The sequence below is a fragment of the Yersinia rohdei ATCC 43380 genome (assembly GCF_000173775.1).
GTDB classification, from domain to species: Bacteria; Pseudomonadota; Gammaproteobacteria; order Enterobacterales; family Enterobacteriaceae; genus Yersinia; species Yersinia rohdei.
This window is the reverse complement of the sequence record NZ_ACCD01000011.1, coordinates 18,225-44,049: the sequence shown is the minus strand read 5'-3', so window position 1 is coordinate 44,049 and position 25,825 is coordinate 18,225. Positions and strand designations below refer to the sequence as shown.

Here is a 25,825-nt window from a genome sequence, read left to right as displayed (position 1 = left end):
CACGGATTGTAGCAAGAGTGAAACGAGAGAAGGAATAGCTGGGCACGAGTCAGCACCCAGCTATGTATTACCAGAATTAATGAATTTGTTCTGAAGACGGGCTGTTACCGCTCTTTAACGTGGCGATATCTACGGCATCAAACAGGTAGTGGCTGCCGCAATACTCGCAATGCATATCAATATTGCCATCCTGCGCGAGCATTTCGTTGATATCATCTTCAGATAACGTTACTAATGCATCCGCACAACGTGTACGGGAACAGGTGCAACGGAAGCTGACATTTTGCGGTTCATATAACGTCACTTCTTCTTGATGGTATAAACGATACAGCACTTCATTGGCTGGCAGAGTGAATAACTCTTCGGCCTTAATGGTCGCGGTCAGTTGTGCCAGATGATCAAATTCATCTTCATTACGTTCTTCTGCTGGTAGAACTTGCAGCAACATACCGCCAGCAGCAGCTTTACCTGCTACATTGCCGGTGCGAATAAACAGGCGGGTAGGTAACTGTTCAGACTGCATAAAGTAACTTTCCAGACAGGCGGCGATGGTGTCACCTTCCAATGCCACGACACCCTGATAGCGCTCACCTTGCTCAGGTGTAATGGTTATCACCAGATAGGCATTGCCGACCATTTCTTTCAGGGTACTTTCATCGCTGATTTCACCTTTAAAACGGGCGACGCCGCGCATTTCTTGTCGGTTATTGCCGTTAATGACGGCCAGCGACAGTGGGCCATCACCGCCCTGTAATTGCACCGTAATATCACCATCAAATTTGAGGGTAGCGGTCAGCAGGCTGGTTGCGACCAACATTTCACCCAACAGTTTTTGTACCGCTGGTGGGTAATCATGGTTAGCTAATACCTGCTGGTAGGTTTCATTAACTGAAACCAGTTCACCGCGTACCGCATGGTTAGCAAACAGATAGCGGTGTAATTGGTCGTGGTTAGACATAGTTTTCTCTCATTTTGGCCCCATCTAAACCCGGCATCTTTCAAATTGTAGAGATATTGGCGGTTTTAACTTACCGAATCACTGACTTGAGCCAGTTCATCGCGATGTGCTCCTTCGCCGCCCTGCTACTTTTTGAGGTGTCTTGGATTTACTCTGGAGAGCCTAGTTTAAATTTAATCAGGTTGCGACGCTCTTTTTTATCTGGTCGCCTATCCGGATGTGGCATGGTCAGGGCATTTAATTTACGGGCCTGAGCCACTTTTTCGCGATTAGCAATGCTGGCTTCGGTTTCTTCATATAATGCTTGTGCTTCACTGGCTCCTCGGCGCTGACTGTGTAGCGCCAAGACCCGCACGGTGCGCTCGTCATTACCCTGGCGCAGTCGGATTTCAGCATTCAGCTCAACTGGCTTGCTCGGTTTACCGCGCTGCCCGTTATAATGGACTTTGCCGCCATCCACCATTTCCCGCGCTATTGCTCTGGTTTTATAAAACCGGGCAGCCCAAAGCCATTTATCCAGCCGAACCGATTCGTCAGAGACTGTTTTATCCTTCATGAGAACTCCTTTCCTGCCGAGCGGGTTTATAACCACATCAATTGATTAACTGCGTAACTGCTATTGGCTACGTAACTGCAATGCGGGCAACAATTTACGGTAGTCATTGATGGCCGGGTGGTTGTGAAACGTTTTCTCAGCACAGCTGGAGTCTGGGTTTGTTATCCCCAGACAATAGCGGATACCAAAGGTGTGCGCAGCATCCAGAATCGTTTCACTGTCATCGACAAATAAGGTTCTGGCCGGGTTTAATCCGGTGTGCTGCGTGACGGCTTGCCACAGTCGTTGATCTTCCTTTGGATAACCAAATGTATGGGTGGAAAGTAATAAATCAAGGTGCTGGTCGAGGGCGGTGTGCTCAATTTTTACCGCAAGGCTGTGTGGATGGGCATTGGTGAGCAAAATTGTTTGCAAACCACATTCACGCAAACCAGCTAAAAATGGTTTGGTATCCTGGCGTAGTTGCACCCGGCTGCCAGCTTGGGTGGTCATGGCATAAATGTCTAAATCCAGCCGCTCACTCCAATAATCGAAGCAATACCAATTTAAGGTATGTTGCACGGCGAGATATTCATCATGAATAATTTTATGGGCTTGATCCAGCGAGATACCCCGGTGCTGGCTAAGTGTTTCTGGCACCTGCTTTAACCAAAAATGGCTGTCGAACTCTAAATCCAGCAGAGTGCCATCCATATCCAGCAGCACGGTATCAATTTCTTGCCAATTAAATTCAGCGGGCATAGCGACTCCACAATCACAAGAGTGGTAATAAATAAGGCTTATGATAAACGAAAACGCGCTAGCGCAGGAAAGATGTCGGGGCGAGGGGTTGGTTAAAGCAATTATCATAGTAGCGCTGAATATTATCCATACGGCTACGATTTTTGAGTATGCGCTGAATTAACAACGTGGCATTGACCACTAAGCACACAATCAGCGTCAGCAGCAGCGAGCTGGTGCCTAAATAGCGCCCGAGAGTGATGATATCCGGCTCACTGTGCAATGCGATATGGCGTGTGCCATTGGCATCGGTAGTGATGTTGGTGATGATACCTTCCGCTTTAAAGGGGGTATTGAGTAGCAACCCGGAGAGCCGTTGTAACTCGCGCCACTGCTCTAACGCACTGTAATCAAACATTGGCACCGCGGGCACCGGGTGGCTAACTAGTTGCTTACCCTCGTCGCTGGTTATCAGGAACCCTCCCGGCGGTGGGCTGTTTAATGCTTCGGTCGCCAAATGGGTTTCACGGTAAACAAATGATGAAGTGGCATTTTTCACCAAACTTTCCAGGGTATCGGCGCTGACAGGGCGCAGCAGCACATTCATGCCTTTTAATGCGCCAGATTGTGCCCGCTTCACCAGCCCTTGCCAATTCTTAGCATTACCCAAATTAACTAACGCATTCTTCAGGCGGATACAATCTGTATCACCACCACATAATGCCTGGGTTTTTAAGACGATATCGGCAAAGTTATCCAGCAAAATCATGCCGGATTTTTCAATGGCCGTCGCCAGTTGTGGATTGATGCTGGCATCTGCGCCCTGAGGGTGTAGCTGCTGATTGATTGTGGAAACCAGCGCTGCGGCTTTTTCAATGATGTCAGATTCAGGCTGCGGCAGGGGTGCTGCATTATTCCAATAGATACCGGAACAATCAAAAGGTGTAAAAACAAAGCTGTGCGGAGTCTGAGTATTCGGCGGAACATAACACATACCGGTGCCCTGTGCTTTTAGCATATCGCCAATACGCAGTGGCATTTTTTCCAGCGCATCAACACTGGTAACCTGCTGACTTTGCGCACCTTGTATCCATGCGACACTTAATTTCAGTGGTAAACCCAGCGGCACATAAATCAGTAACAGCGCCAGCACTAACAGTGAGCCAAGCATCAGTGTCAGATTTTTGCCCCAGCGCTGTAACGGGAAGTTTTTCATTTCGTCATGCAGAGACAAAAACGTCCCTTGCCGGACAACCTGGCGGTTGAGGTAGATATCAATATTGGTTTTTTTGCCCAGATCATGGGCGAAATACGGCCCCCAATGAGCGGGATAAATCAAATCGACAATCCCGAGCGAGATATTGCTCATCTGCCCCTGATTTGATTCGCCGAACAACCCCCAGCGCTTTGGCGTACCACTCAAGCAATGGACTTCCCGTAAATCTTTTTCTGATAATGGGCGGAACATATTCCAGCAGGCCCAACCGGTTAGCGCAACTGCCACAATAACAAGCCAGGGGAGAGTGACTGCCGGGCCGGTCAGAGCGAAAAACAGCAATAGCAATGCCACACAAATCGCGCCCGCTTCTTTTAAACCATTCGAGCCATGCAACGCATATTCTTCTGGCGTTTCTTTTCGAATATTCAGCAGTTCAATATGTTCACTGTCAGCCTTACGAATTGACGCATTTTGCGCCACAGAGGCCAAAATAGGCGGATAGGTATGCTCTGATTGATGATTTTTAAGCGTATGCCCATTGAGGGAAATAACTAAAGGTATCGTTTGGGTTTGGATAAGTTCGACATCATTATCCTGAGCAATATATTGTTCCCACGAAGCGGGTAGGTGAATCTCAATGGAATCAAGGTAATAACGCCATTTATTGGGTTCGTCACTGGCCACGCCGTAGCGGGTTATGGCGCGCGTCACCGAATAAACATCATCGCTTTGGGATGTTAGGCTCAGCTTTCCACTGTTGACCAGTTCGCGGGAATCAAAGGTAGATTGGGGCTTGAAGCCAAGTTTATCTTGCTGATTGAGCAAGTAATTTTCGATATTCACCCGCTCTTCCTGAGTCAGTTTGCGGTGAATAGGTTTTGCGAACAGCAGTGTTGCCGTTACGGGGGCAGTGCGGCGGGATCGGAACCACCACAGCAAGGCTGCGGCGATAAGACCAGTCAACAGCAAGGCCAAAATTAACACTATCGTGCTCATCCCATCCCCATCCGAGTGCCCCTGACTAACGTCAACTCTTTGAAAAAATGCATTATTTTATGCATAAAACAGTACAAAGGCATATGGCAGAGTTATCGGATTCATCAAATAACCTAATACAAGTGCTCTGAAACTGCCCGTAGACTAATAAGAATAGCAAGGCTAAAACATCGGTAATATCAGCATAATCCTATTTTCAAACACAACTATTTACGTGTATTGAGCCGAAATGGGGTGAAAATTAACCGGTTGAATCTTGACTAAACTCGTCGCCATGTTAAAAACAGATAAATTATATCTAACTGACATTGCGATAAAGGTTCTCATTAACGCACAATGTGATCAAGTTCTAATAAATGCCGATATAAAGTGTCTGGCTGATACACACAAGAAAAAAGTGGCTTATTAAGTAACCTAATATGGCCCGAATTACTTTGGTGTGCGCCCGATAGGCGGTGAGTTTTTAATTTGGGGCTATCATGAAACACCTGCAAAAACCTAAAATACTTAAAATAGAAACGATTGCCCATTCGCGCTTATTTACCGTCGAGGCGGTGGATCTGGAATTCAGTAACGGCGTGCAACGGGTTTATGAACGCATGCGGCCATCGAACCGTGAAGCAGTGATGATTGTGCCGATTATTGGTAATGATTTATTGCTGATCCGCGAATATGCGGTTGGCCTTGAAGAGTATGAACTGGGCTTTCCTAAAGGGCTGATTGATCCCGGTGAAGACGTGTTGGAAGCGGCGAACCGAGAATTGATGGAAGAGGTTGGGTTTGGGGCTGAGCACTTCGACTATCTCAGAAAGCTAACTATGGCTCCGTCCTATTTCTCCAGCAAAATGAATATTGTTATCGCCCGGGGCCTTTATCCACAAAGTTTAGAAGGTGATGAACCTGAGCCTCTACCACAGGTGCGTTGGCCGATTGCGAATATGATGGCGCTACTTGATGAGCCCGGCTTTTGTGAGGCCCGCAATGTCAGTGCGCTGTTTTTGGCGCAGGCATTTTTTAATGAAACAGGGTTATTTTCATCTTGAGCCGCCAAAGATAAAAAGCCGGGGTTATCCCCGGCTTTGTTTTCACTACTCAGTTATCAGAACCAATCCAACATCATCATCAGAACAGTTCGTGAGTCTGGCCGTTATCCATCAGCGTAGTTCCGGCCTCATGCACTGAATACTCGGTGGGCTGTGTGCCCTCGATAAAGTATTCTGTGCGGCTGCCTGGCCCGCCACTGGATAGCTTGCCTGTTTGCTTATCAATCACGACGCTAACGATACCTGGCGGTGGTGAAACCGGTTTTTCTGGTAACCCTTCAAGAGCGACTTTCATAAAGTCATCCCAAGCCGGCTGGGCCGTTTTCGCCCCACCTTCCGCCCCAGAAATCTGGTCTGGTATCGCCCCAGATGCTGTACTGCGCCCTAAGTCACGGCGATGGTCATCAAAACCAATCCAGACTGAGGTCACGGTATCCGGGCCATAGCCTGAGAACCAAGCATCTTTTGAGTTGTTGGTGGTGCCGGTTTTACCGCCAATATCCTTGCGTTTTAAATCACGCCCGGCACGCCAGCCTGTGCCCATCCAGCCCGGTTCCCCGAAGATGTTAGAGTTCAATGCATCACGGATCAGGAACGCCAGCGGTGTGCTGATAACATGCGGTGCATATTCACTATCGAGCTTGGTTGCCGCAGGGGTTACTTGTTCCAGCTCCGGCATTGGCACTGTACTGGCATTATTCGTCTGTGAGGTTGCAACATTTTCAGTGCTATCGTCAGACAGTGTGACAGAACGTTGTGTATCACCGTAAATGACCGGCAAGTTACACGCTTCACAGACAATCTTCGGTTTCTCTTCAAACAGCACATGACCGGTATCATCCGTGATTTTGGCGATAAAATACGGGTCAACCAAATAGCCGCCGTTTGCCAATACCGCATAGCCACGCACCAGTTGCAGTGGTGTAAATGAAGCTGAACCCAAGGCTAATGATTCTGAATGCACGATATTTTGTGCAGGGAAACCAAAGCGTTGCAGGTATTCAGCGGCATAATCCACACCCATGGCGCGCATTGCTCGCACCATAACTACGTTTTTCGATTGGCCTAAACCTTGGCGTAAACGAATTGGGCCATCATAAGTTGGTGGCGAGTTCTTTGGCCGCCAATCGGTGCCCGCACCAGCATCCCAACGTGTAATCGGCAGGTCATTGAGGATAGTGGCCAAGGTCAGACCTTTATCCATCGCGGCGGTATACAAGAAGGGTTTGATATTCGAACCCACTTGACGCAGCGCTTGTGTAGCACGGTTAAATTTACTTTGGTTAAAGTCAAAACCGCCCACCAAAGCCTTAATCGCGCCATTGTTCGGGTCGATAGAAACTAAAGCGGAGTTGACGTCTGGCACTTGTGCCAGCCACCAAATATCACCCACTTTTCGCACCCAAATCTGCTGACCTGGTTGAACCACATCAGTCACTTTTTTCGGTATCGGCCCCTGTGCATTATCCGATTTAAATGCCCGCGCCCAGCGCATGCCAGCCATAGGTAGCGCTACGCTACTCCCATCAGCCAATAATGCAGTGGCTTGCTCGGCATTGGTTTGAGTGACTACCGCAGGTAACAGCGGGCCATAAACCGGCAATGTTTTCAGCGAATCAACAATTTGCTCATTGCTCCAGGCGCTTTCACCCACTTTCCATAACACATTGGATGGGCCGCGATAGCCGTGGCGCATGTCATAAGCCAACACGTTGGCGCGCAAGGAATCAACCGCTGCCAACTGGAGCTTTTTGGTGATAGTGGTATAGACCTGATAGCCGTCGGTATACGCATTTTCACCGTAACGCTTAATCATCTCCTGGCGTACCATTTCTGACAAATAAGGCGCGGAGAAAGCAATTTGAGGCGCATGGTAGTTGGCAACCAACTCTTCACTGCGCGCTTGGTCGTACTGCGCCTGCGTGATGTATTTTTCATCCAACATGCGCGACAACACGACATTACGGCGGGCAACAGCCCTGTCGTGTGAATAGAGTGGGTTGAAGGTCGAAGGCGCTTTTGGCAACCCGGCAATCATGGCCATTTGGCTGAGTGTCAGTTCGTTGACCTCTTTGCCGAAATAAACCTGTGCCGCAGCACCAACGCCATAGGCGCGATAGCCCAGATAAATCTTGTTCAGGTACAACTCAAGAATTTCATCTTTCGTCAGTAACTGTTCAATACGGATAGCCAGGAAGGCTTCCTTGATTTTTCGCATCAAGGTGCGTTCCGGGCTTAAGAAGAAGTTTCGTGCTAATTGCTGGGTAATGGTACTGGCCCCCTGAGAGGCATGACCGGAAACCACTGCAATAGTCGCCGCGCGCAGGATCCCGACCGGGTCAACGCCGTGATGCTCGTAGAATCTGCTATCTTCCGTGGCAATAAACGCATGCACCATTTCTGGTGGAATCTGTTTTAGTGTCAATGGAATACGGCGTTTTTCACCGAATTGAGCGATCAATTCGCCTTCGGCGCTATACACCAACATAGGTGTTTGCAGCCGGACATCTTTCAGTGTGGCAACATCGGGCAGCTGCGGCTCAATATATTTGTACAAGCCAAATATCGAGGCTGCTCCCAGTAAAATGCAACACACTACAAGGATCAAAAAATACTTTACGAACTTCACCTGAGATTTCCCATTCAATGTCAATTGGGCAGTTTATAAACAACCGCGCCGTAGTATAAAGGCAAGCTCTGAACATGGATACGTTCTTTTATTCTCTCTCGACATGGAGGTCGGTAAAGATGTACTCACAATATTGGCAGGTTGGGCTAGATATTCAAATAGAGGCTATACGCGCACTGGCTGTTGTCAGGCGTCGATATGGTTGGCAACTGCGCTATTGGTGGTCTCAGACCTTACCTTCTGGCGTGTTGCGCGAAGGTATTTTACAACAGCCAGATAGAGTTAGCGACAAACTCAAATTATTACGTAAACAATTACCACGACATATTTCATTACGTATCGCATTACCCGCGCAGCGCATATTGCAACAAACACTTCAAGCACCAGACAGGCGGCTGCGAGAACCCGAGCGAGAGGGGTTTATCAATGCGGCGGCAAGCAGGTTATTCCCAGTGAATAGTCAGGAATTAGCACTGGATTATCGGTCTGGAGCAACCTCTGGCGATGAGCTGCTCATCACGGCCGCCCGTCAGTCAGAAGTTCAGCAATGGCAAACCTGTTTGCAGCAGGCCGGTTTGTCATCAAATATAATTGATATCACTCCGTGCGCCCTGCGCTATATGGCTACGGCCGCCGGCTTATCCGGGGCGTATTACTTAGTGCACCGGCTGGCGAATGAGTGGCTGTGGGTTTCCTCTGCTGAGCTGCCATTTGATTTTGGTGTAGTGGCGATTGACGCGGATGAGAGCGACTCACCAGCCTTGTTGTCTAAAGGCGCTAACCCGCTTTCCACCTTGTTGATGCAGCTTCATTCTCGTTATGCCGGGCAGGGTGATGCGCCACTGAAAATGTATTACAGCAGCACGGTGGCAGAAACTCCGCCTGAAAATACCATCGCCTGGTTACCTTTTACTGCATTCACTCACTATCAGCCGCCTTTACCATCGTTGCCCGCAGCATTTACCCTGGCAGGAGGGCTGGCATTACGACCGGCAGATTATTGATGTATCAGGTTAATTTTTCATTATGGCGCACTGAGCGCCAGCTCGCGCGCTATCGGTTTTGGCGCAATATCGGGTTGTGCCAATGTGTCGTTTTTGTCCTTGTGCTGTGGGCAATACTGGCGCAATCGCACAGAATGAACATCAATCAGCAGGGCCGCTTGGCCGCACTCCTGCAACAGCAAATCGCCTTAAGCCAGCAGCAGCAAAAGGTGCAACAGACGATGGCGCAGTTACAGCATGCCGAGCAGCGCTTGCAGGTTTACCGGCTGGCGCATCAACCCGCGCGCCGATATTCAAGTTTATTGCGGCTGTTATCACAGCAAATACCGCAGAGTTGCTGGTTGGTTAGCATAATACCGCAAGAGGATACGCTGGTTTTTTCCGCTTTCTGCCAAGATTACGCCGCCATTGATGATTTTCTAATAATGTTAAGCCGCCTATCTCTTTTGACTAATGTCATCCTACAAAGAATTACCCAAGATGAGGGGCATTTCCGCTTTGTTGTACACGCAAGCTGGCAGGATGAAGGGAATAATAATGATGAGTAAGCAGCTTCAGCGCTGGATAGACCGGCCGGGTTGGCAAATTGCTTTATACCAATTAGGGGGGCTGGGGTTACTCGGCGCGATAGTCTATAGCTTGGTTCTATACCCCAGATGGCAACCGCAGCAACTCGCGGTAGATGAAATTATTCAACTTCAACAGCAGGTTGAATACCAGAAGTTAGCACTGGCGCAGTTGCCATCACACTCTTCTCTACAGCAGAAATTGTCAGCCTTAACAGCAACAAGCACCTCATGGCCGCCAGTCTCAATGGCTAATTTGGTGGGACAATGGATAGCACCCTATGGTGGGTTAGTTATTGGTTGGCAGCAGCAATTGGAGCCGGAGATAGTCGCCCTGACCCATTCAGTCAGCCACCAGCTGTGGCAAGTTAGCTTGCGGGTTAATTTTTATGGATTGCTCCACTTGCTTCACCAACTCTCTTCTATCTCATCGCCTACTCAGTTGCAGCTAATTGAAATTAAACGCGATAGTCGCGAACTGATAGTGAAGCTAAACCTGAGAGAATATCTCACCGAGGGAAGTGAATGAGTTGCCGCACAGGAGGGCCGGCAATGGTGCTATGGCTAGCGAGATTGCTACTCATTGCGGTTTTATGGGGGCCAACCGTGAGTGCTGAGCCCTTATCGGCGGCGTATGGGCGCGATCCTTTTCAGCAAATTTCGGCGCAGTCTTGTGGTGATGACCGAGAAAAACTCGCCAATTGGCAATTACAGGGCATTGTTCATGGTAACCAGTACCATTCTGCTTGGGTGCAGCACTCTGAAGGGCAGTGGCAAAAACTGGTGACAGGAACACCTTTGTTGCCATATTGGCAGGTTACTCACATCAGCTCGCGGCAGGTGAGTTTAGAGCATGTAAACCCAGACAGAGCCTGTTTGGGATTGTCTGGAACAGTGGTGTTGTCGATGAAATAAACTAACAGATTGCTGACAAAATTGATTACAGGGGAAGGTGCCGAGGGGGCGCTGCTTAAGTCAGTAGCCGAAACACCCATAGGTGCAGGCGCCGACTCACTCGGAACTGAAAATATCGGTTTGTCATCAACCTTCAAAATACTTTTCTGATAATAATCAGCATTGAAAGGAATTGATCTGATGGATATTGATACAATTAATCTTAAAGGCTGGTTTTATTCCTCTTTTAGGGCCGCCCGCCAACAAATCCCTTTTTTTCTGTTTCTCAGTGCCTTGCTTGCAGCTGGCAAAATGGTGTGCCAGTAACATTGGAGTTTCAAGACGCTCCTGCGTCTGTGGTACTGCAAGCGTTGGCTGATTATCAACAGTTGAATTTAGTCATTGCAGCCGGCGTTGGTGGCAACCTGAGCTTGAGATTAGTGGATATTCCCTGGGAACAGGCACTGACCACTGTGTTGCGTATGAGCCGGCTAACAGTTGAGCGGGAAGGCGCGGTAATGATGGTTTTTACTGAGCAGGAACTTGAGGAAAAGCGGCAACGTAGTCAGCAAAAAGCTGCACCTGAATCTCTTAGTAACCTAAGCATTGCCTTGCAATATGCTGATGCTGAGCAGGTTGCCGACAGTTTAGATCTTGCCGAGGGAGGAGTACTTTCCCCTTTAGGCAGTGTGGTGGTAGATAAACGTACCAACACGTTATTAATTCGTGATACTCCGGCATCACTAGCATTGTTGCAAAGTTGGTTGGTAGAAATGGATTTACCCTTGCAGCAAGTGCAGCTTGCGGCTCACATAGTGACTATCAGCCGTGAGAACTTACAGGAACTGGGCGTACGTTGGGGCATGGGAGAGGCCAAGCAAAATAGCTCGCTCAGAATGAATGATTTTAATGTCAATTTGCCGTTACCGAATCGTGTTATCAGTGCCGGATTTAATGTCGCTCGCATTGGTGGAAGGCTGTTGGAGCTTGAATTGAGTGCATTGGAGCAAGAAAACCAAATTGATATTATTGCCAGTCCGCACTTGGTGGCCTCACATCAACAGACGGCCAGCATCAAGCAAGGTTCGGATATCCCTTATACTGTTTCAAAGGGTAAAAAAGGGATTTCTACTGTTGAATTTAAAGAAGCCGTATTGGGAATGGAAGTGACACCAAAAATACTGCGTAATGGTAAAATTACATTAGACTTGAAAATTAGCCAAAATATGCCCGGAATGGCAATGAAACGTGGCGATAGTGAAACATTACTAATAGATAAACAGGAAATAAAAACCCAAATAACTGTAAATGATGGTGAAACCATTGTGTTAGGAGGAATTTTCCAACAAAAAAGTACTCAGGGCGTTCATAAAGTGCCAGTATTGGCCGATATTCCGTGGTTGGGAGTGTTGTTTAAACAAGATGCTCAACAACAAAGTCGGCGAGAGTTAGTCATTTTCATTACGCCAAAGTTAATCAACGCTTGAGTCTTATAGGTGGCTGTTTTATGAAAACAGACTAATCTTGGTGACTTTCTGCAACTTTTTGTGTGATTGGAGGCTTCTAAATTTGACGCTGCGCCAGATTTAGCTTACAAGGGTTACCGAATTGAGCTCCGAGGTTTTTAATAACGTTGATACGCCGATAAAAACGTATGGTTTCCCTCCCACGACGTGTACAACGATTTATTCGGTTGCCAAACTACCAGATGTGCTGAGATAATTTTTCGTCTGATCTCGCACTATCGCTCATGAGGTTTCAGTTTAGGTCCCGCCGCTGATTTGATTGGCGGGGCGGGTTATCATTAACGAATAGTCTTAGTAATACCAAAAACATGGCAGAGAAACGCAATATCTTTCTGGTTGGGCCTATGGGTGCCGGCAAAAGCACTATTGGTCGTCAGTTAGCTCAGCAACTCAATATGGAGTTTTTCGACTCTGATCAAGAAATTGAGCGACGTACCGGAGCTGACGTGGGCTGGGTATTCGACGTGGAAGGCGAAGAAGGTTTCCGCGATCGTGAAGAAAAAGTGATTAATGAACTGACGGAAAAACAGGGCATTGTTCTGGCAACCGGTGGTGGCTCTGTTAAATCCAGAGAAACCCGTAACCGTTTGTCAGCCCGTGGCGTTGTGGTGTATTTAGAAACCACTATCGAGAAGCAGTTAGCCCGTACTCAGCGTGACAAAAAACGTCCGTTGTTGCAGGTTGATTCGCCTCCACGTGAAGTGTTAGAAGCACTGGCAAAAGAACGTAATCCGTTGTACGAAGAAATTGCAGATGTCACCATCCGCACTGACGATCAAAGCGCGAAAGTTGTTGCTAACCAGATTATCAACATGCTGGAAAGTAACTGATTTTAGCATTTTACTAATGCCTGCGGGCGTAAGTTAAGAAGGTTACTGGGCGCGACATGGAGAAGATTACTGTCACGTTAGGGGAGCGTAGCTACCCGATCACGATTGCGGCTGGATTATTTAATGATCCCGCTTCTTTTGAGCCGCTAAAGGCGGGTGACCAGGTAATGCTGGTGACTAACCAAACACTTGCTCCACTCTACCTGGATTCACTCCGGGCAGTGTTGGAACAAAACGGCATCAAAGTCGATCAGGTGATTTTACCTGATGGTGAACAGTATAAATCTCTCAGTGTCCTGGAGCAGGTATTTTCTGCCCTTCTGGAAAAACCGCACGGTCGTGATACTACACTTGTCGCCTTAGGCGGCGGTGTAGTAGGCGACCTGACCGGTTTTGCCGCTGCTTGTTATCAGCGCGGTGTTCGCTTTATTCAAGTCCCTACTACCTTACTTTCTCAAGTAGATTCCTCTGTTGGTGGCAAAACCGCAGTGAACCATCCATTGGGCAAGAACATGATTGGTGCTTTCTACCAACCAGCATCGGTGGTGGTTGACCTTAATTGTCTCAAAACCCTCCCTCCACGTGAACTTGCTTCCGGGTTGGCTGAAGTTATCAAATACGGCATTATCCTTGACGCCGATTTCTTCGTTTGGTTAGAAGAAAATATTGATGCTTTGCTGGAACTGGATATGTCCGCGTTGGCTTACTGCATCCGCCGTTGCTGTGAATTAAAAGCTGATGTTGTGGCTGCTGATGAACATGAAACTACCGGGATGCGCGCTTTACTCAATTTGGGTCATACTTATGGTCATGCCATTGAGGCCGAAATGGGTTATGGCGTCTGGTTGCATGGGGAAGCCGTTGCTGCGGGTATGATGATGGCCGCGCAAACTTCTTATCGATTGGGCCAGTTCTCAGCCAGTGATGTAGAGCGTATCAAGAAACTCCTTTTACGTGCAGGTCTGCCAGTGTGTGGGCCGCAAGAAATGACGCCAGAATCCTATCTGCCCCATATGATGCGGGATAAAAAAGTACTGGCAGGTGAGTTGCGCCTGGTACTGCCAACCGCGATAGGTAAATCAGAAGTTCGTGGCGGTGTTGCACATGAAATAGTGCTGGCGTCGATCGCTGATTGTCAGTGATAGGAAATGGCATAAATACAAGATTCATAAATCTGAATTTATAACTCTATGTTTATAAGTTCATCTTTGTTTATAAGTTCTATGCTCATAAGCGCTATGATGTTGTATCATAAGAATATCATATTCCTTTGCAGCGGGCGGTCTCGCCTGTTTGCAGTCAGTAAAATCAATCAGCCGGATCGCAGTGATAAATGCGGTAGGCTTTTGCCTCTAGTTGGAGGGTTTAGATGGATGATTTAAAGCCGGAAGACGATCTGAAACCAGATACCAGTGACCGTCGCCCTACGCGTGCTCGCAAGTCTTCGACCGGGCCTAAGTTGGCTGTTTCGCGCCAACATATGATGATTGGTATCGGCATTTTAGTGCTGTTGTTGATTATTATTGCCATAGGTTCAGCTCTGAAAGCACCAACAGAGCATGAGGCATCTCAACAAAATCCGAATGTTGATGTGGCGAGAAATATTAATCTGTCTGATTCTTCGTCACTCACTAGTGGTAATAACACACAACCCGATGTGGCCAATAACGCCAGTGATGCACATGATGCAAATGGTGTGAAGAATATGGCTCAGCCACAAGATATCACTGTGCCGCCAATTTCACCGACACCAACTGAGGCCGCACCGCAGTCTTCTGCGAACAGCCCGACCCAGCGTGTAGAATTGCCGGGCAACATGTCTGATGCCCTCTCGCAGTCACAGGGGCAGGTCGATACATTGTCTCAGAATATGAATGACGGCCAGACATCAACCTTACCGACAGCTCCGGCCACAGTGTCGAACACGAAAGGGGCCAAAGTACCGGCCGCGCGCGAGGTTGTTTCTCACCCGGCGCAAAAACCAGCCACAGCAACGGCCAAACAACCGGCTAGCCGCCCTACCACCGCAGTATCTCCTGCGGCATCTGCGGTGACTAAATCGGGTTCTACTGGCAACAGCAGTTCATTGAAAAACGCCCCTGGCAGCCATTTCACATTACAGCTGAGCAGCGCATCACGTTCAGACACGTTAAATGCCTATGCTAAGCAGCAAAAATTATCTGACTATCATGTGTATGAAACTAAACGTGATGGTAAGCCTTGGTACATCTTAGTGAGTGGTAACTACGCCTCTTCTGCTGAAGCAAAAAGGGCTATCACAACACTACCGGCTGATGTTCAGGCGAAAAAACCGTGGGTTAAACCTGTACAACAAGTGCAGCAAGACCTTAAAAAATAAATCATTCTTATTTGTGCGCTGATGTGCTGTTTGAAACAGAGTACAATCTGCGGCTCTGAATTATTAAGTAGCTAACTGACGGCATGAAGAAAAACCGCGCTTTTTTAAAATGGGCTGGTGGGAAATACCCGCTGGTAGATGACATTCGACGCCATCTTCCTGCGGGAGACTGCTTGATTGAGCCATTCGTCGGTGCGGGTTCGGTGTTTCTTAACACCGAGTATGACTCTTACATACTGGCCGATATCAACAGCGACCTTATCAATCTCTATAATATCGTGAAGGATCGCACAGATGAGTTTGTGCAGGATGCTCGCGTTTTATTTACCGGTGATTTCAATAATTCCGAGCAGTTTTACATGCTGCGTCAAGAGTTTAACGCCAGCACCCATGCTTACCGCCGCGCATTACTGTTTCTCTATTTGAATCGCCATTGTTATAACGGGCTGTGTCGTTATAATTTGAGTGGTGAATTTAATGTGCCTTTTGGTCGTTACAAAAAACCTTATTTCCCGGAAGCTGAACTGTATTGGTTTGCTGAAAAATCGAAAAATGCTGTTTTTGTTTGCGAGCATTATCAGGAAACCTTATTAAAAGCAGTGCATGGGGCGGTAGTTTATTGCGATCCTCCGTATGCGCCATTGTCAGCAACGGCTAATTTTACGGCATATCACACCAATAATTTTGGTCTTGCGGATCAACAAAATTTGGCTCGTCTTGCATACCAGCTATCCGCTGAAAACAAGATCCCAGTCCTAATTTCTAACCATGACACAGAATTGACGCGCGATTGGTATCATCAGGCGTCACTGCATGTGGTAAAAGCGCGCCGTACTATCAGCCGTAATATCCTTGGCCGTAGTAAAGTAAACGAGCTTTTGGCGCTGTATAGCTGCGCGGAAACCGCCGCTCAGTAAAGATTCAAACCCCCGTGATTTATGAAATAGAAAGCCTGACGTGGATGTGCATTAAACTGATACTTATCAAATAGATGCTTGCGATAGCGCGGATATTTCATAAAACAAAGAGACATGTTTGGAGAAGCGGATGAAAAACTTTTTAATTGCCCCGTCTATTTTGTCAGCTGATTTTGCGCGTTTAGGTGAAGACACTGCTAAGGTGCTGGCCGCAGGTGCTGATGTTGTACACTTTGATGTGATGGACAACCATTACGTGCCCAATCTGACCTTCGGGCCGATGGTGTGCAAAGCTCTGCGTGATTACGGTATTACCGCACCTATTGATGTGCACCTGATGGTGAAACCGGTTGACCGCATTATCCCGGATTTTGCCCGCGCGGGTGCGACTTATATCTCATTCCATCCCGAAGCCTCAGAGCATGTTGACCGCACCTTGCAGCTCATCAAAGAGAGTGGTTGCAAGGCCGGGTTAGTGTTAAATCCGGCCACTTCTCTAAGCTATCTTGAGTATGTGATGGATAAGCTGGATGTCATTTTGTTGATGTCAGTGAACCCCGGCTTTGGTGGGCAATCATTCATCCCAGAGACACTGAACAAATTGCGCCAAGTGCGCAAACTCATTGATGACAGCGGTTATGACATTCGTCTGGAAGTTGATGGCGGAGTGAAAGTAGATAATATTCGCCAAATAGCGGCAGCCGGTGCGGATATGTTCGTGGCAGGCTCGGCTATCTTCAATCAACCTGATTACGCCACAGTCATTGATGCCATGCGCAGTGAATTGGCGATGTCTGCCAATGACTAAGTTCGACTCTATTCGTGGCCTGGCTTTCGACTTGGATGGCACATTAGTTGATAGCGCACCAGGGCTTGCCAGCGCCATTGATTTGGCGTTACAGCATTTGGGGTTGCCGGTTGCCGGTAAAGATTTAGTCTCGACCTGGATTGGTAATGGTGCCGATATTTTAGTGGAACGCGCCTTGCGTTGGGCGGGTCGTGAACCTGATGCACAGGCGATGGCTCATATGCGCGAGCTGTTCGACCATTATTATGCCCAGACGGTTGAGCAGGGGAGCCAGCTATTCCCACAGGTTAAAGCCACACTGGAACAACTGGCGGCTCATGGGCTGCCAATGGGGCTGATTACCAATAAACCCACGCCATTTGTTGCTCCGCTGCTGACATCACTGGGAATTAATCAGTATTTCTCCGTCATTATTGGCGGCGACGATGTTGTCGTGAAGAAACCCCATCCAGCGCCTTTGTATCTGTTATTAGCTAAGCTCGGCTTACATGCCCGCGAAATGCTGTTTGTCGGCGATTCGCGCAATGACATTATGGCCGCGCAGGCGGCGGGTTGCCCAAATATTGGGCTGACCTATGGATATAACTACGGCGAAGCTATTGCCACCAGTCACCCTGACTGTGTATTGGCACATTTTGCCGATTTATTGCCCGCTCTCGGGCTGCCATCTTTAGAAGATCAGGAAGCATAAAATGAGTAAACCCACTGAACCAACTATCTCCGATAACGCAATAAAACCTATCGTATTTAGCGGCGCGCAGCCCTCTGGCGAATTGACGATTGGCAATTACATGGGTGCGTTGCGTCAGTGGGTACAGATGCAAGATGATTATGATTGCATCTATTGCATTGTTGACCTGCATGCCATTACCGCGCGTCAGGATCCGGCACTGTTAAGAAAGCGCACTCTGGATACCTTGGCGCTGTATTTGGCCTGCGGTATTGATCCGAAGAAAAGCACCATTTTTGTTCAATCCCATGTGCCAGAACATACGCAGCTGAGCTGGGCGCTGAACTGCTATACCTATTTTGGTGAACTGAGCCGCATGACTCAGTTCAAAGATAAGTCAGCCCGCTATGCTGAAAATATTAACGCCGGTTTATTTGATTATCCGGTATTGATGGCGGCCGATATTCTGCTGTATCAGACCAACCAAGTGCCGGTGGGCGAAGACCAGAAGCAACATCTGGAACTGAGCCGCGACATTGCTGGCCGCTTTAATAATCTGTATGGCGACATCTTTAAAATCCCTGAGCCGTTTATTCCTAAAGCCGGTGCGCGGGTGATGTCATTGCAAGATCCAACCAAAAAAATGTCTAAATCTGATGACAACCGCAGTAACGTCATCGAACTATTGGAAGATCCAAAATCCGTTGTGAAAAAAATCAAACGCGCGATGACAGATTCTGACGAACCCGCAGTTATCCGCTATGACACCGAGAAGAAAGCCGGTGTTTCTAACCTGCTGGATATTTTGGCTGGCGTCACGGGGCAGTCTATTCCTGAACTGGAAGCACAGTTTGCAGGCCAGATGTACGGCCACTTGAAGGGCGCAGTGGCCGAAGCCGTTTCTGGCATGCTGACTGAGTTACAAGACCGCTATAATGGGTTCCGTAATGACGAGGTTTTCTTGCAGGAAGTGATGCGTGAAGGTGCTGCCAAGGCGCGTAGTCGTGCCCAGGAAACATTGGCGAAAGTATACGAAGCTATTGGTTTTGTTGCTCATCCATAAGTAAATCAATTCGTTATTCGAAGGGGGATTTCCCCCTTCGCTATCAATTCTTTCAGTATCAAATCGGCTTAACCCACTCTTTCAGCCTGTATTTTTACGCCAGCTTTGCCATGTTCGGCGCTGGAAAACCAATTCAATTTTTCACGTAAACTGACCACGCTACCAACAATAATCAAGCTAGGGCTGGTAACTTGCTGGGACAGTAATGCTAGCTGACTGAGTTCGCCGCTAACCACTCGCTGATGTCGCGAGGTACCATTTTCGACCAGTGCCACCGGTGTTGTGGCTGGCATATGGTGCTTTATCAGTTGTTGCTGGATTTCTCCTGCCTGCGATAGCCCCATATAGAACACCAGCGTTTGTTTTTCTGCTGCTAAATTAGCCCAATCCAACTGACTGTCTTTCTTGGCATGACCGGTAATCAGCCTGACACTCTGAGCATGATCTCGGTGGGTGAGGGGAATGCCGCTGTAAGCGGAGCAGCCCGACGCCGCAGTTATTCCTGGCACCACTGAAAACGGAATATTGTATTCGGCTAATGTTTCCAGTTCTTCGCCGCCACGACCAAAAATAAATGGATCGCCACCTTTCAAGCGCACGACCCGTTTTCCCATCTGTGCTTGCTGCAACAATATCTGATTGATTTGGTCTTGCGGGACACTGTGGCGGCCGGATTCTTTGCCAACAAAAATGCGCTCCGCATCGCGCCGTACCAGATTCATAACTTCATCGGAGACCAGGCGGTCGTATACCACCACATCAGCTTGCTGAATTTGTTGTAAACCTTTCAATGTCAGTAAACCGGCATCACCCGGCCCAGCCCCGACTAATACCACTTCACCACGAGAGGAAAGTGGCGCATTGAACAGTTGCTCAATATGCTGCTCGACGTTGACGTTATCTTCATTCGCCAGTGATTGCGCCAGGCGGTCATGGGTCAGTAGTTTTTCCCAAAAGCGGCGGCGATCGGTCATGGCAGAAAAATGTGTTTTTACCCGTTGGCGTAAATTACCTGCCAATTGTGCCAGTTGCCCCAAGTGTTGTGGCAAAATTGCCTCGAGTTTTTCCCGCAATAATCGAGCCAATACCGGGGCTTTGCCGCCGGAAGAAATGGCTATCATGATAGGGGAGCGGTCAATAATTGACGGCATAATAAAACTGGTGCGCTTCGGGTCGTCAACCACATTACAAAATACCCGCTGCTGATTGGCGCTTTGATAAACTAATGCATTGACTGCCATCTGATCGGTGGCGGCGATGACCAGCCATTTTTCTGCCAAGAGTTCTGGCACAAACTCACCGCTGACCAATGAAAGCCGCCCTTCCTCCGCCCAATCGTGAAACTGAGGGGTAAAATCGCACGCATTGACAGTGACAGCCGCGCCCGCATCCAGCAGCAGGCGGGCTTTGCGCTCGGCAACTTCACCGCCACCGACCAGTAGGCAGGCTTTGTGTTGCAATTGGCAGAAAATCGGGAAGTAGTCCATCGGCAATCCTTCAGTGTTGGGTTGGCAGTGGTGAATTTGGCTTCAGTGATTGAAGGGGCGACGGCTCCTCGGGGTGCAATTCCCCCTTCATTTCACCGTTAAATCACAGTGACTCTTTTACTGTTTGTGGCGCGTCGATTGCCGCAGGCTGTGGGCGCTGCTCCCGTGGTGTGGCATACCAGTAACCCAGACCCATAAAGACTGCGCCTGACAGGGTATTACCCAGAGTGACCCACAACAGGTTGTGGCCGATGCCGCTCAGGGTGTACGCCTCACTGTGATGACCAAACCAAGACAGGGCGAACAAAGTCATGTTTGCCACGGAATGCTCATAACCAGAGGCAATAAAGGCCAGTAAACACCACCAGATGGCAATGAATTTTGCTGCGCCTTCGACACGAATTGCCATCCAGATTGCCAAACAAACCAGCCAGTTACATAATACACCTTTGAAGAATAAGGTCATAGCGGGTGCCGAGGTTTTTGCCAGTGCTGCGGTGTGTACCAAGCTGGTATCCACCGACAACAAATTGCCGCCGCCATAGTAATAGAGCAGGGCAACAAACACTGAACCCACCAGATTTCCCAACCAAGTTTGCGGTAATACCGCCCACATTTGGCTAGATTTGATGGTGCCAGCTTTGACACCAAAGGTCAGAAACATGGTATGGCCGGTAAAAAGTTCAGAACCGGCAATAATCACCAACGTCAATGCCAGGCCAAAAGTTGCCCCCATCACTAATGGGCGATAAGCCGGGTCAATCAAATTACCCAGTGTGAAAATCAAAATAATACCGAGGCCGACATAAGCACCGGCCATCGCCGAACCAATCCAAAAGCCCAGCGGGCTTTCTTTAGCCAGTTTGACGATTCGCGCCGCATTGGCCGCGCATTTGTTGATGGTGTCGCTATACATTTTTTATCCTAAATCTCCTTCGCTCTTGTCGCTGCAACTGTGTTAGCGGCTCTCACTCACCCGAATCACTGACTTGGGTCAGCTCATCGGGATGAGCTCGTTTGCTGCCTTGCTGCAACGCCAATATCTTTGGAGATGGCTGAAGGTTATGTTGTATAAATCCGTTTTTATCGTATTTTCTTGTTATATATCAGACTTTAACTTGCACCATGCCGTCCCGGACTCGGGCGTCATAATGGGCCACTGAGCGCGTGTCATCTTCCATGCACAGGCCATCATGTAACCGGAAATGCTGTTTTTTCAGTGGGCTGGCAACCCATAAATCACCTTGATGCTCAGCAATTAATCCGCGCGACAGTACACTGGCCTGCGCAAAGGGGTCGATATTGCTGATGGCAAAAACCTGCTCATCAGCATAAGGGCGGAAAACCGCAACCTGATGCTCGCCAACCAAACCACAGACGCCGCTGCCGGGTAAAATGTCATTTAATGGGCAAAGTGGGGTCCACTGACTCATAGGTTATCCTCCAGTTCCAGCACCCGAACAGGAATGCGCTCATCCGGGCGGGCCGGGCGATGTTGTTCACGTTCACTCACCACTTGCACATTGGGGTCGCGCAGTGGGCTGTTGATAAAGTGGGCGAAACGAACTTGTGCCGCTGGGTTCTCGACGGTAGCTTTCCATTCACAGGTGACTTTGTCGCGCAGGCGGGCAATATCAGTTTCGAGCTGGTCATTGATACCCAGTTTGTCGTCAAGGATCACGGCGCGCAGGTAGTCAATGCCGCCTTCCAGACTTTCCAGCCACACGGATGTGCGTTGCAGCTTATCGGCGGTGCGGATATAGAGCATCATAAAGCGGTCGAGATAGCGCATCAGCGTCTCTTCATCCAGATCCGCAGCCAGTAAGTCGGCATGACGTGGTTTCATTCCACCATTCCCGCAGACATACAGGTTCCAGCCGTTTTCGGTGGCAATAATCCCGACATCTTTGCCCTGAGCTTCAGAACATTCACGGGTGCAACCAGAGACACCAAATTTCATTTTGTGCGGTGTCCGGATCCCTTTGTAGCGGTGTTCCAGCGCGACACCAAAACCAACACTGTCGCCGACACCATAGCGGCACCAGGTGCTGCCGACACAGGTTTTCGCCATCCGCAGCGCTTTGGCATAGGCGTGCCCGGTCTCAAAGCCCGCTTCAATCAATTGTGCCCAGATAGCTGGCAGGTCATCTTTTTGTGCGCCAAACATCCCCACCCGCTGAGAGCCGGTCAGTTTGGTATACAAATTATATTGTTTAGCAATGCGACCTATAGCTAACAGGCCATCTGGCGTGATTTCCCCGCCCGGTGAGCGCGGGATAACCGAGTAAGTGCCGTCTTTTTGGATATTGCCGAGGAAATTGTCATTGGTGTCCTGCAACGGCGTGTGTTGCGGCGCTAATATATAGTCATTCCAGCAGGAGGCGAGCAGTGAGCCGACCGTGGGTTTGCACACTTCACAACCATAGCCTTTGCCGTATTTTGCCAGTAAAGCATCGAAGCTTTTAATCCCTTCAACACGAATCAGGTGATACAGTTCTTGGCGAGAATAAGCAAAGTGTTCGCATAAATGATGATTAACTTCAATGCCTTGCTTGCTGAGTTCGGCATTTAAAACCTGGGTAACCAATGGGATGCAGCCGCCGCAACCTGTGCCGGCTTTCGTGGCTGATTTAAGCGCCGCGACAGTATGGCAGCCCTGACCTATAGCTTGAATAATGTCGCCTTTGGTGACATCAAAACAAGAACAGATTTGCGCGGTATCTGGCAGGGAGTCAACCCCCATTGCCGGTTTGCTGCCCGCATGGGCAGGTAAAATCAGGCTGTCTGGATTTTCTGGTAATGGGATAGCGTTCAGTGCCAGTTGCAGCAAATTGCCGTAATCGCTGGTATCACCCACCAGCACGGCTCCCAGCAAGGTTTTGTTGTCGGCACTGACCACCAAACGCTTGTAAACCTCTTTGCTTTCATCCAGATAAACATAACTGCGTGCGCCTTCGGTGCGGCCGTGGGCATCACCAATACCGCCCACATCGACACCAAGCAGTTTGAGTTTGGCACTCATATCTGCCCCACGGAATGCATTCTCGCGGCCCAGTAAATGGTCAGCCGTCACCTGCGCCATTTTGTAACCCGGGGCGACTAGCCCGAAAGTGCGCTCTTGCCAAGAGGCGCATTCGCCAATGGCGTACACATCCGGGTCGGAGGTTTGGCAATAATCATTGATAGCAATACCACCACGGCGTGCTGTGGCTAAACCGCATTGATGTGCCAATTTATCTTGCGGGCGGATCCCGGTGGAGAAGACGATAAAATCGACTTCTAGCTGGGTATCATCAGCAAACAGCATGGTTTTGCGGCTATTTTGGCCCGAGTGCACAATTTCTTGGGTATTTTTGCCGGTATGGACTTTCACACCCATGCGCTCAATCTTCTGGCGCAGTTGGTCACCGCCCATTGGGTCAAGTTGCTCTGCCATTAAGACAGGAGCAAATTCAATGACATGGGTTTCAACACCCAGGCTTTTCAGTGCGCCGGCGGCTTCTAATCCTAACAGCCCACCGCCAATGACCGCGCCACGTTTACTGCGGCGGGTGCAAGCTTCAATGGCATTCAAGTCTTCAATGGTGCGATAAACAAAGCAATCTTGCCCTTCGCTGCCTTTAATGGGCGGGATCCACGGGTAAGAACCGGTCGCCATAATCAGCTTGTCGTAATATAGGGTTCTGCCGCTGTTGGAATGAATCACTTTTTCAGTGCGGTTGATGGTAATGGCGCGTTCGCCTACCAACACTTTCACACCGTGTTTTTCATAAAAGCCTTCGCGAACCAGTGACAGTTCTTCGGCAGTATGGTGGGAGAAGTAAGATGAAAGATGTACCCGGTCATAAGCAATGCGAGGTTCTTCGCAAAAAACGGTTATCTCAAATTGGTCTTTATCTGCTTTATCCAGTAAGTCTTCAATAAAGCGGTGGCCGACCATACCGTTGCCGATGATGGCAAGTTTGACTTTGCTCATTTTTGCCTCGATTTTTAATTTTCTACCCTCACCTTAATCTTCCGCACCGCGCGTTTCTTGATGTAAATCAATTAGCTTCTCATATACCTCTAAGGTGGTAGATTGCTGATTTTTAACGTTTTTTGATAAGTCGCGGATTTCATTCATCTTTAGCTGAATGGTTTCAGTTTTGGTGATTTTTTTTCTTAAAAGAAAAATGCCGTGGATGAAAAGAAAATCGGGCGCAGGGCGGCCGGTCGGGTAAGCTAAAGAAAAGCGGTAATGAATATTGGAGGCGTCAATGGCAGGGCAATCTTTAGCAAATCATTTATTAAACACTATCAATAATGTGCGGCTTGCCGGGCAAGCAGGGCTGTGGCAGCTCGCCATTGCCGAGGGCAAAATCACCGCGATTGCGCCTCAACCGGAGCAAGCCGCCACTGGCGCGGGTGTACTGGATGCTCAGGGTGGGTTGGCATTGCCGCCTTTTATTGAGCCACATATTCATTTGGATACCACTCAAACCGCCGGGCAGCCCCGCTGGAACCAGTCCGGTACTTTGTTTGAGGGCATTGAGTGTTGGGCTGAGCGCAAAGCACAGCTGACCCGTGAAGATGTTAAACAGCGCGCATGGCAAACACTGAAATGGCAAATAGCCAATGGGATCCAGCATGTTCGTACCCATGTCGATGTTTCTGACCCCAGTTTGACAGCTTTAAGCGCAATGCTGGAAGTCAAAGAAGAAGTGAGCCCGTGGGTGGAGATGCAAATTGTCGCCTTCCCACAAGAAGGGATTTTGTCCTATCCACAGGGGGCGGCCCTGTTGGAAGAGGCGCTACGGCTGGGCGCTGATGTGGTTGGTGCTATTCCTCACTTTGAATTTACCCGCGAATATGGCATCGAATCGCTACATATTGCTTTTGCATTGGCGCAGAAATATCAGCGGCTGGTGGATGTTCATTGCGATGAAATTGATGATGAGCAGTCCCGTTTTGTCGAAACTGTAGCGGCATTGGCACACCGGGAGAACATGGGCGCGCGGGTGACTGCCAGCCACACCACGGCAATGCATTCCTATAATGGCGCATATACCTCGCGGTTATTCCGCCTGTTGAAAATGTCCGGTATTAATTTTGTGGCCAATCCTTTGGTGAATATTCATCTGCAAGGGCGTTTTGATACTTATCCGAAGCGGCGCGGCATCACGCGGGTGAAAGAGATGCTGGCAGCAGACATTAATGTCTGTTTCGGCCATGACGATGTGTTTGACCCGTGGTATCCGCTGGGCACGGCGAATATGTTGCAGGTATTGCATATGGGATTACATATCTGCCAACTGATGGGATATAGCCAAATCAATGATGGGCTGAATTTGATAACCACTCATAGTGCCAGAACATTGAATTTATCGGATTATGGTTTGCAGCCGGGTAATAGCGCTAACCTGATTATTTTACCCGCCGAAAATGGTTTTGATGCGGTTCGGCGTCAGGTGCCGGTGCAGTATTCTATCCGCCGTGGCGTGGTCATCGCCAAGACGCAGCCCGCAGAGAGCCGGATTTATTTAGGGCAAGAGGAAGTTATCAACTTTAAATAAGGCGGGAACTGCCCTGCACCCAAAGAGT

At 48.8% G+C, this 25,825-nt stretch carries 22 protein-coding genes and 1 pseudogene; 14 read left to right on the top strand and 9 right to left on the bottom strand.

Annotated features, from left to right (window positions below; translation table 11 throughout):
- Nucleotides 1-76: 76 nt before the first annotated feature.
- The 4 genes from hslO to YROHD0001_RS08870 all read right to left on the bottom strand — a co-directional run bounded on the left by hslO (nt 77) and on the right by YROHD0001_RS08870 (nt 4,449).
- Nucleotides 77-958 (bottom strand): Hsp33 family molecular chaperone HslO, encoded by an 882-nt coding sequence (gene hslO / locus YROHD0001_RS08855; RefSeq protein ID WP_004714715.1) that lies wholly within the window; start codon nt 956-958, stop codon nt 77-79.
- Nucleotides 959-1,106: 148 nt separating this feature from the next.
- The gene (gene hslR / locus YROHD0001_RS08860) at nt 1,107-1,514 is read right to left on the bottom strand and encodes a ribosome-associated heat shock protein Hsp15 (protein ID WP_004714714.1); all 408 of its coding nucleotides are present in this window, start codon (nt 1,512-1,514) and stop codon (nt 1,107-1,109) included.
- Between the two features lie 60 nt (nt 1,515-1,574).
- Nucleotides 1,575-2,255 carry a GMP/IMP nucleotidase gene (gene yrfG, locus YROHD0001_RS08865; protein ID WP_004714713.1) on the bottom strand — a complete coding sequence of 227 codons (681 nt, stop codon included), beginning with the start codon at nt 2,253-2,255 and terminating at the stop codon, nt 1,575-1,577.
- 58 nt (nt 2,256-2,313) lie between these two features.
- The gene (locus YROHD0001_RS08870; RefSeq protein ID WP_032816907.1) at nt 2,314-4,449 is read right to left on the bottom strand and encodes an intracellular growth attenuator family protein; all 2,136 of its coding nucleotides are present in this window, start codon (nt 4,447-4,449) and stop codon (nt 2,314-2,316) included.
- A 479-nt stretch (nt 4,450-4,928) separates the two neighbouring features.
- Between YROHD0001_RS08870 and nudE the strand changes: the two genes are divergently transcribed.
- On the top strand, nt 4,929-5,492 hold the full coding sequence (gene nudE, locus YROHD0001_RS08875; protein ID WP_004714709.1) for an ADP compounds hydrolase NudE: 564 nt from the start codon (nt 4,929-4,931) through the stop codon (nt 5,490-5,492).
- Between the two features lie 79 nt (nt 5,493-5,571).
- Here the strand turns inward: nudE and mrcA are convergent, their stop codons facing one another.
- Nucleotides 5,572-8,121, bottom strand: a complete 2,550-nt coding sequence (gene mrcA, locus YROHD0001_RS08880) for a peptidoglycan glycosyltransferase/peptidoglycan DD-transpeptidase MrcA (RefSeq protein ID WP_032816905.1) — start codon at nt 8,119-8,121, stop codon at nt 5,572-5,574.
- A gap of 119 nt (nt 8,122-8,240) precedes the next feature.
- Between mrcA and pilM the strand changes: the two genes are divergently transcribed.
- The 12 genes and pseudogenes from pilM (at nt 8,241) to trpS (ending at nt 18,758) form a co-directional block, all read left to right on the top strand.
- Nucleotides 8,241-9,125, top strand: a complete 885-nt coding sequence (gene pilM / locus YROHD0001_RS08885; protein ID WP_004714707.1) for a type IV pilus biogenesis protein PilM — start codon at nt 8,241-8,243, stop codon at nt 9,123-9,125.
- Nucleotides 9,125-9,673 (top strand): PilN domain-containing protein, encoded by a 549-nt coding sequence (locus YROHD0001_RS0117905; protein ID WP_032816903.1) that lies wholly within the window; start codon nt 9,125-9,127, stop codon nt 9,671-9,673. The genes pilM and YROHD0001_RS0117905 overlap by 1 nt, the downstream gene beginning before the upstream one ends.
- Nucleotides 9,666-10,220: a hypothetical protein gene (locus YROHD0001_RS0117900; RefSeq protein WP_032816932.1), complete on the top strand. Its 555-nt coding sequence runs from the start codon at nt 9,666-9,668 to the stop codon at nt 10,218-10,220. Before YROHD0001_RS0117905 ends, YROHD0001_RS0117900 begins: the two co-directional genes overlap by 8 nt.
- A gap of 23 nt (nt 10,221-10,243) precedes the next feature.
- Nucleotides 10,244-10,606 (top strand): hypothetical protein, encoded by a 363-nt coding sequence (locus YROHD0001_RS08890; RefSeq protein WP_004714704.1) that lies wholly within the window; start codon nt 10,244-10,246, stop codon nt 10,604-10,606.
- 257 nt (nt 10,607-10,863) lie between these two features.
- A pseudogene (hofQ, locus tag YROHD0001_RS08895) lies at nt 10,864-12,072 on the top strand (DNA uptake porin HofQ); the annotation flags it as partial.
- A gap of 347 nt (nt 12,073-12,419) precedes the next feature.
- Complete coding sequence (gene aroK, locus YROHD0001_RS08900) at nt 12,420-12,941, top strand: shikimate kinase AroK (protein WP_004391482.1); 522 nt, start codon at nt 12,420-12,422, stop codon at nt 12,939-12,941.
- A 56-nt stretch (nt 12,942-12,997) separates the two neighbouring features.
- Nucleotides 12,998-14,083 (top strand): 3-dehydroquinate synthase, encoded by a 1,086-nt coding sequence (aroB, locus tag YROHD0001_RS08905; RefSeq protein ID WP_004714701.1) that lies wholly within the window; start codon nt 12,998-13,000, stop codon nt 14,081-14,083.
- A 227-nt stretch (nt 14,084-14,310) separates the two neighbouring features.
- Entirely contained in the window at nt 14,311-15,300 is a 990-nt protein-coding gene (locus YROHD0001_RS08910) for an SPOR domain-containing protein (RefSeq protein WP_004714700.1), read from the top strand.
- Between the two features lie 83 nt (nt 15,301-15,383).
- Entirely contained in the window at nt 15,384-16,217 is an 834-nt protein-coding gene (dam, locus tag YROHD0001_RS08915) for an adenine-specific DNA-methyltransferase (protein WP_004714699.1), read from the top strand.
- Nucleotides 16,218-16,347: 130 nt separating this feature from the next.
- Nucleotides 16,348-17,025, top strand: coding sequence for a ribulose-phosphate 3-epimerase (gene rpe / locus YROHD0001_RS08920; RefSeq protein WP_004714698.1), 678 nt, complete (start codon nt 16,348-16,350; stop codon nt 17,023-17,025).
- Nucleotides 17,018-17,716 carry a phosphoglycolate phosphatase gene (locus YROHD0001_RS08925; RefSeq protein WP_032816902.1) on the top strand — a complete coding sequence of 233 codons (699 nt, stop codon included), beginning with the start codon at nt 17,018-17,020 and terminating at the stop codon, nt 17,714-17,716. The genes rpe and YROHD0001_RS08925 overlap by 8 nt, the downstream gene beginning before the upstream one ends.
- A gap of 1 nt (nt 17,717) precedes the next feature.
- On the top strand, nt 17,718-18,758 hold the full coding sequence (trpS, locus tag YROHD0001_RS08930) for a tryptophan--tRNA ligase (protein WP_004714694.1): 1,041 nt from the start codon (nt 17,718-17,720) through the stop codon (nt 18,756-18,758).
- 68 nt (nt 18,759-18,826) lie between these two features.
- Here trpS and cysG read toward each other — a convergent pair whose 3' ends face one another.
- From cysG to nirB, 4 genes are all read right to left on the bottom strand, one after another.
- The gene (gene cysG / locus YROHD0001_RS08935; protein WP_004714693.1) at nt 18,827-20,245 is read right to left on the bottom strand and encodes a siroheme synthase CysG; all 1,419 of its coding nucleotides are present in this window, start codon (nt 20,243-20,245) and stop codon (nt 18,827-18,829) included.
- 103 nt (nt 20,246-20,348) lie between these two features.
- Complete coding sequence (nirC, locus tag YROHD0001_RS08940; RefSeq protein ID WP_004714692.1) at nt 20,349-21,161, bottom strand: nitrite transporter NirC; 813 nt, start codon at nt 21,159-21,161, stop codon at nt 20,349-20,351.
- 190 nt (nt 21,162-21,351) lie between these two features.
- Nucleotides 21,352-21,678 carry a nitrite reductase small subunit NirD gene (nirD, locus tag YROHD0001_RS08945; RefSeq protein ID WP_032816901.1) on the bottom strand — a complete coding sequence of 109 codons (327 nt, stop codon included), beginning with the start codon at nt 21,676-21,678 and terminating at the stop codon, nt 21,352-21,354.
- Nucleotides 21,675-24,221 (bottom strand): nitrite reductase large subunit NirB, encoded by a 2,547-nt coding sequence (gene nirB, locus YROHD0001_RS08950; RefSeq protein ID WP_004714690.1) that lies wholly within the window; start codon nt 24,219-24,221, stop codon nt 21,675-21,677. The genes nirD and nirB overlap by 4 nt, the downstream gene beginning before the upstream one ends.
- A gap of 280 nt (nt 24,222-24,501) precedes the next feature.
- On the opposite strand from nirB, the gene YROHD0001_RS08955 reads away from it, so the two are divergent.
- Nucleotides 24,502-25,797 carry a cytosine deaminase gene (locus tag YROHD0001_RS08955; protein WP_004714687.1) on the top strand — a complete coding sequence of 432 codons (1,296 nt, stop codon included), beginning with the start codon at nt 24,502-24,504 and terminating at the stop codon, nt 25,795-25,797.
- Nucleotides 25,798-25,825 lie beyond the last annotated feature (28 nt).

Bases quoted from the DNA above. Each gene is read 5' to 3' on its own strand.
- pilM (WP_004714707.1), top strand. From the start codon at position 8,241: ATGTACTCACAATATTGGCAGGTTGGGCTAGATATTCAAATAGAGGCT.
- YROHD0001_RS08870 (WP_032816907.1), bottom strand. From the start codon at position 4,449: ATGAGCACGATAGTGTTAATTTTGGCCTTGCTGTTGACTGGTCTTATC.
- YROHD0001_RS08890 (WP_004714704.1), top strand. From the start codon at position 10,244: ATGGTGCTATGGCTAGCGAGATTGCTACTCATTGCGGTTTTATGGGGG.
- nirB (WP_004714690.1), bottom strand. From the start codon at position 24,221: ATGAGCAAAGTCAAACTTGCCATCATCGGCAACGGTATGGTCGGCCAC.
- trpS (WP_004714694.1), top strand. From the start codon at position 17,718: ATGAGTAAACCCACTGAACCAACTATCTCCGATAACGCAATAAAACCT.
- nudE (WP_004714709.1), top strand. From the start codon at position 4,929: ATGAAACACCTGCAAAAACCTAAAATACTTAAAATAGAAACGATTGCC.
- rpe (WP_004714698.1), top strand. From the start codon at position 16,348: ATGAAAAACTTTTTAATTGCCCCGTCTATTTTGTCAGCTGATTTTGCG.
- dam (WP_004714699.1), top strand. From the start codon at position 15,384: ATGAAGAAAAACCGCGCTTTTTTAAAATGGGCTGGTGGGAAATACCCG.
- YROHD0001_RS08925 (WP_032816902.1), top strand. From the start codon at position 17,018: ATGACTAAGTTCGACTCTATTCGTGGCCTGGCTTTCGACTTGGATGGC.
- aroK (WP_004391482.1), top strand. From the start codon at position 12,420: ATGGCAGAGAAACGCAATATCTTTCTGGTTGGGCCTATGGGTGCCGGC.
- cysG (WP_004714693.1), bottom strand. From the start codon at position 20,245: ATGGACTACTTCCCGATTTTCTGCCAATTGCAACACAAAGCCTGCCTA.
- YROHD0001_RS0117905 (WP_032816903.1), top strand. From the start codon at position 9,125: ATGTATCAGGTTAATTTTTCATTATGGCGCACTGAGCGCCAGCTCGCG.
- YROHD0001_RS0117900 (WP_032816932.1), top strand. From the start codon at position 9,666: ATGAGTAAGCAGCTTCAGCGCTGGATAGACCGGCCGGGTTGGCAAATT.
- YROHD0001_RS08955 (WP_004714687.1), top strand. From the start codon at position 24,502: ATGGCAGGGCAATCTTTAGCAAATCATTTATTAAACACTATCAATAAT.
- yrfG (WP_004714713.1), bottom strand. From the start codon at position 2,255: ATGCCCGCTGAATTTAATTGGCAAGAAATTGATACCGTGCTGCTGGAT.
- nirD (WP_032816901.1), bottom strand. From the start codon at position 21,678: ATGAGTCAGTGGACCCCACTTTGCCCATTAAATGACATTTTACCCGGC.
- nirC (WP_004714692.1), bottom strand. From the start codon at position 21,161: ATGTATAGCGACACCATCAACAAATGCGCGGCCAATGCGGCGCGAATC.
- YROHD0001_RS08910 (WP_004714700.1), top strand. From the start codon at position 14,311: ATGGATGATTTAAAGCCGGAAGACGATCTGAAACCAGATACCAGTGAC.
- hslO (WP_004714715.1), bottom strand. From the start codon at position 958: ATGTCTAACCACGACCAATTACACCGCTATCTGTTTGCTAACCATGCG.
- hslR (WP_004714714.1), bottom strand. From the start codon at position 1,514: ATGAAGGATAAAACAGTCTCTGACGAATCGGTTCGGCTGGATAAATGG.
- aroB (WP_004714701.1), top strand. From the start codon at position 12,998: ATGGAGAAGATTACTGTCACGTTAGGGGAGCGTAGCTACCCGATCACG.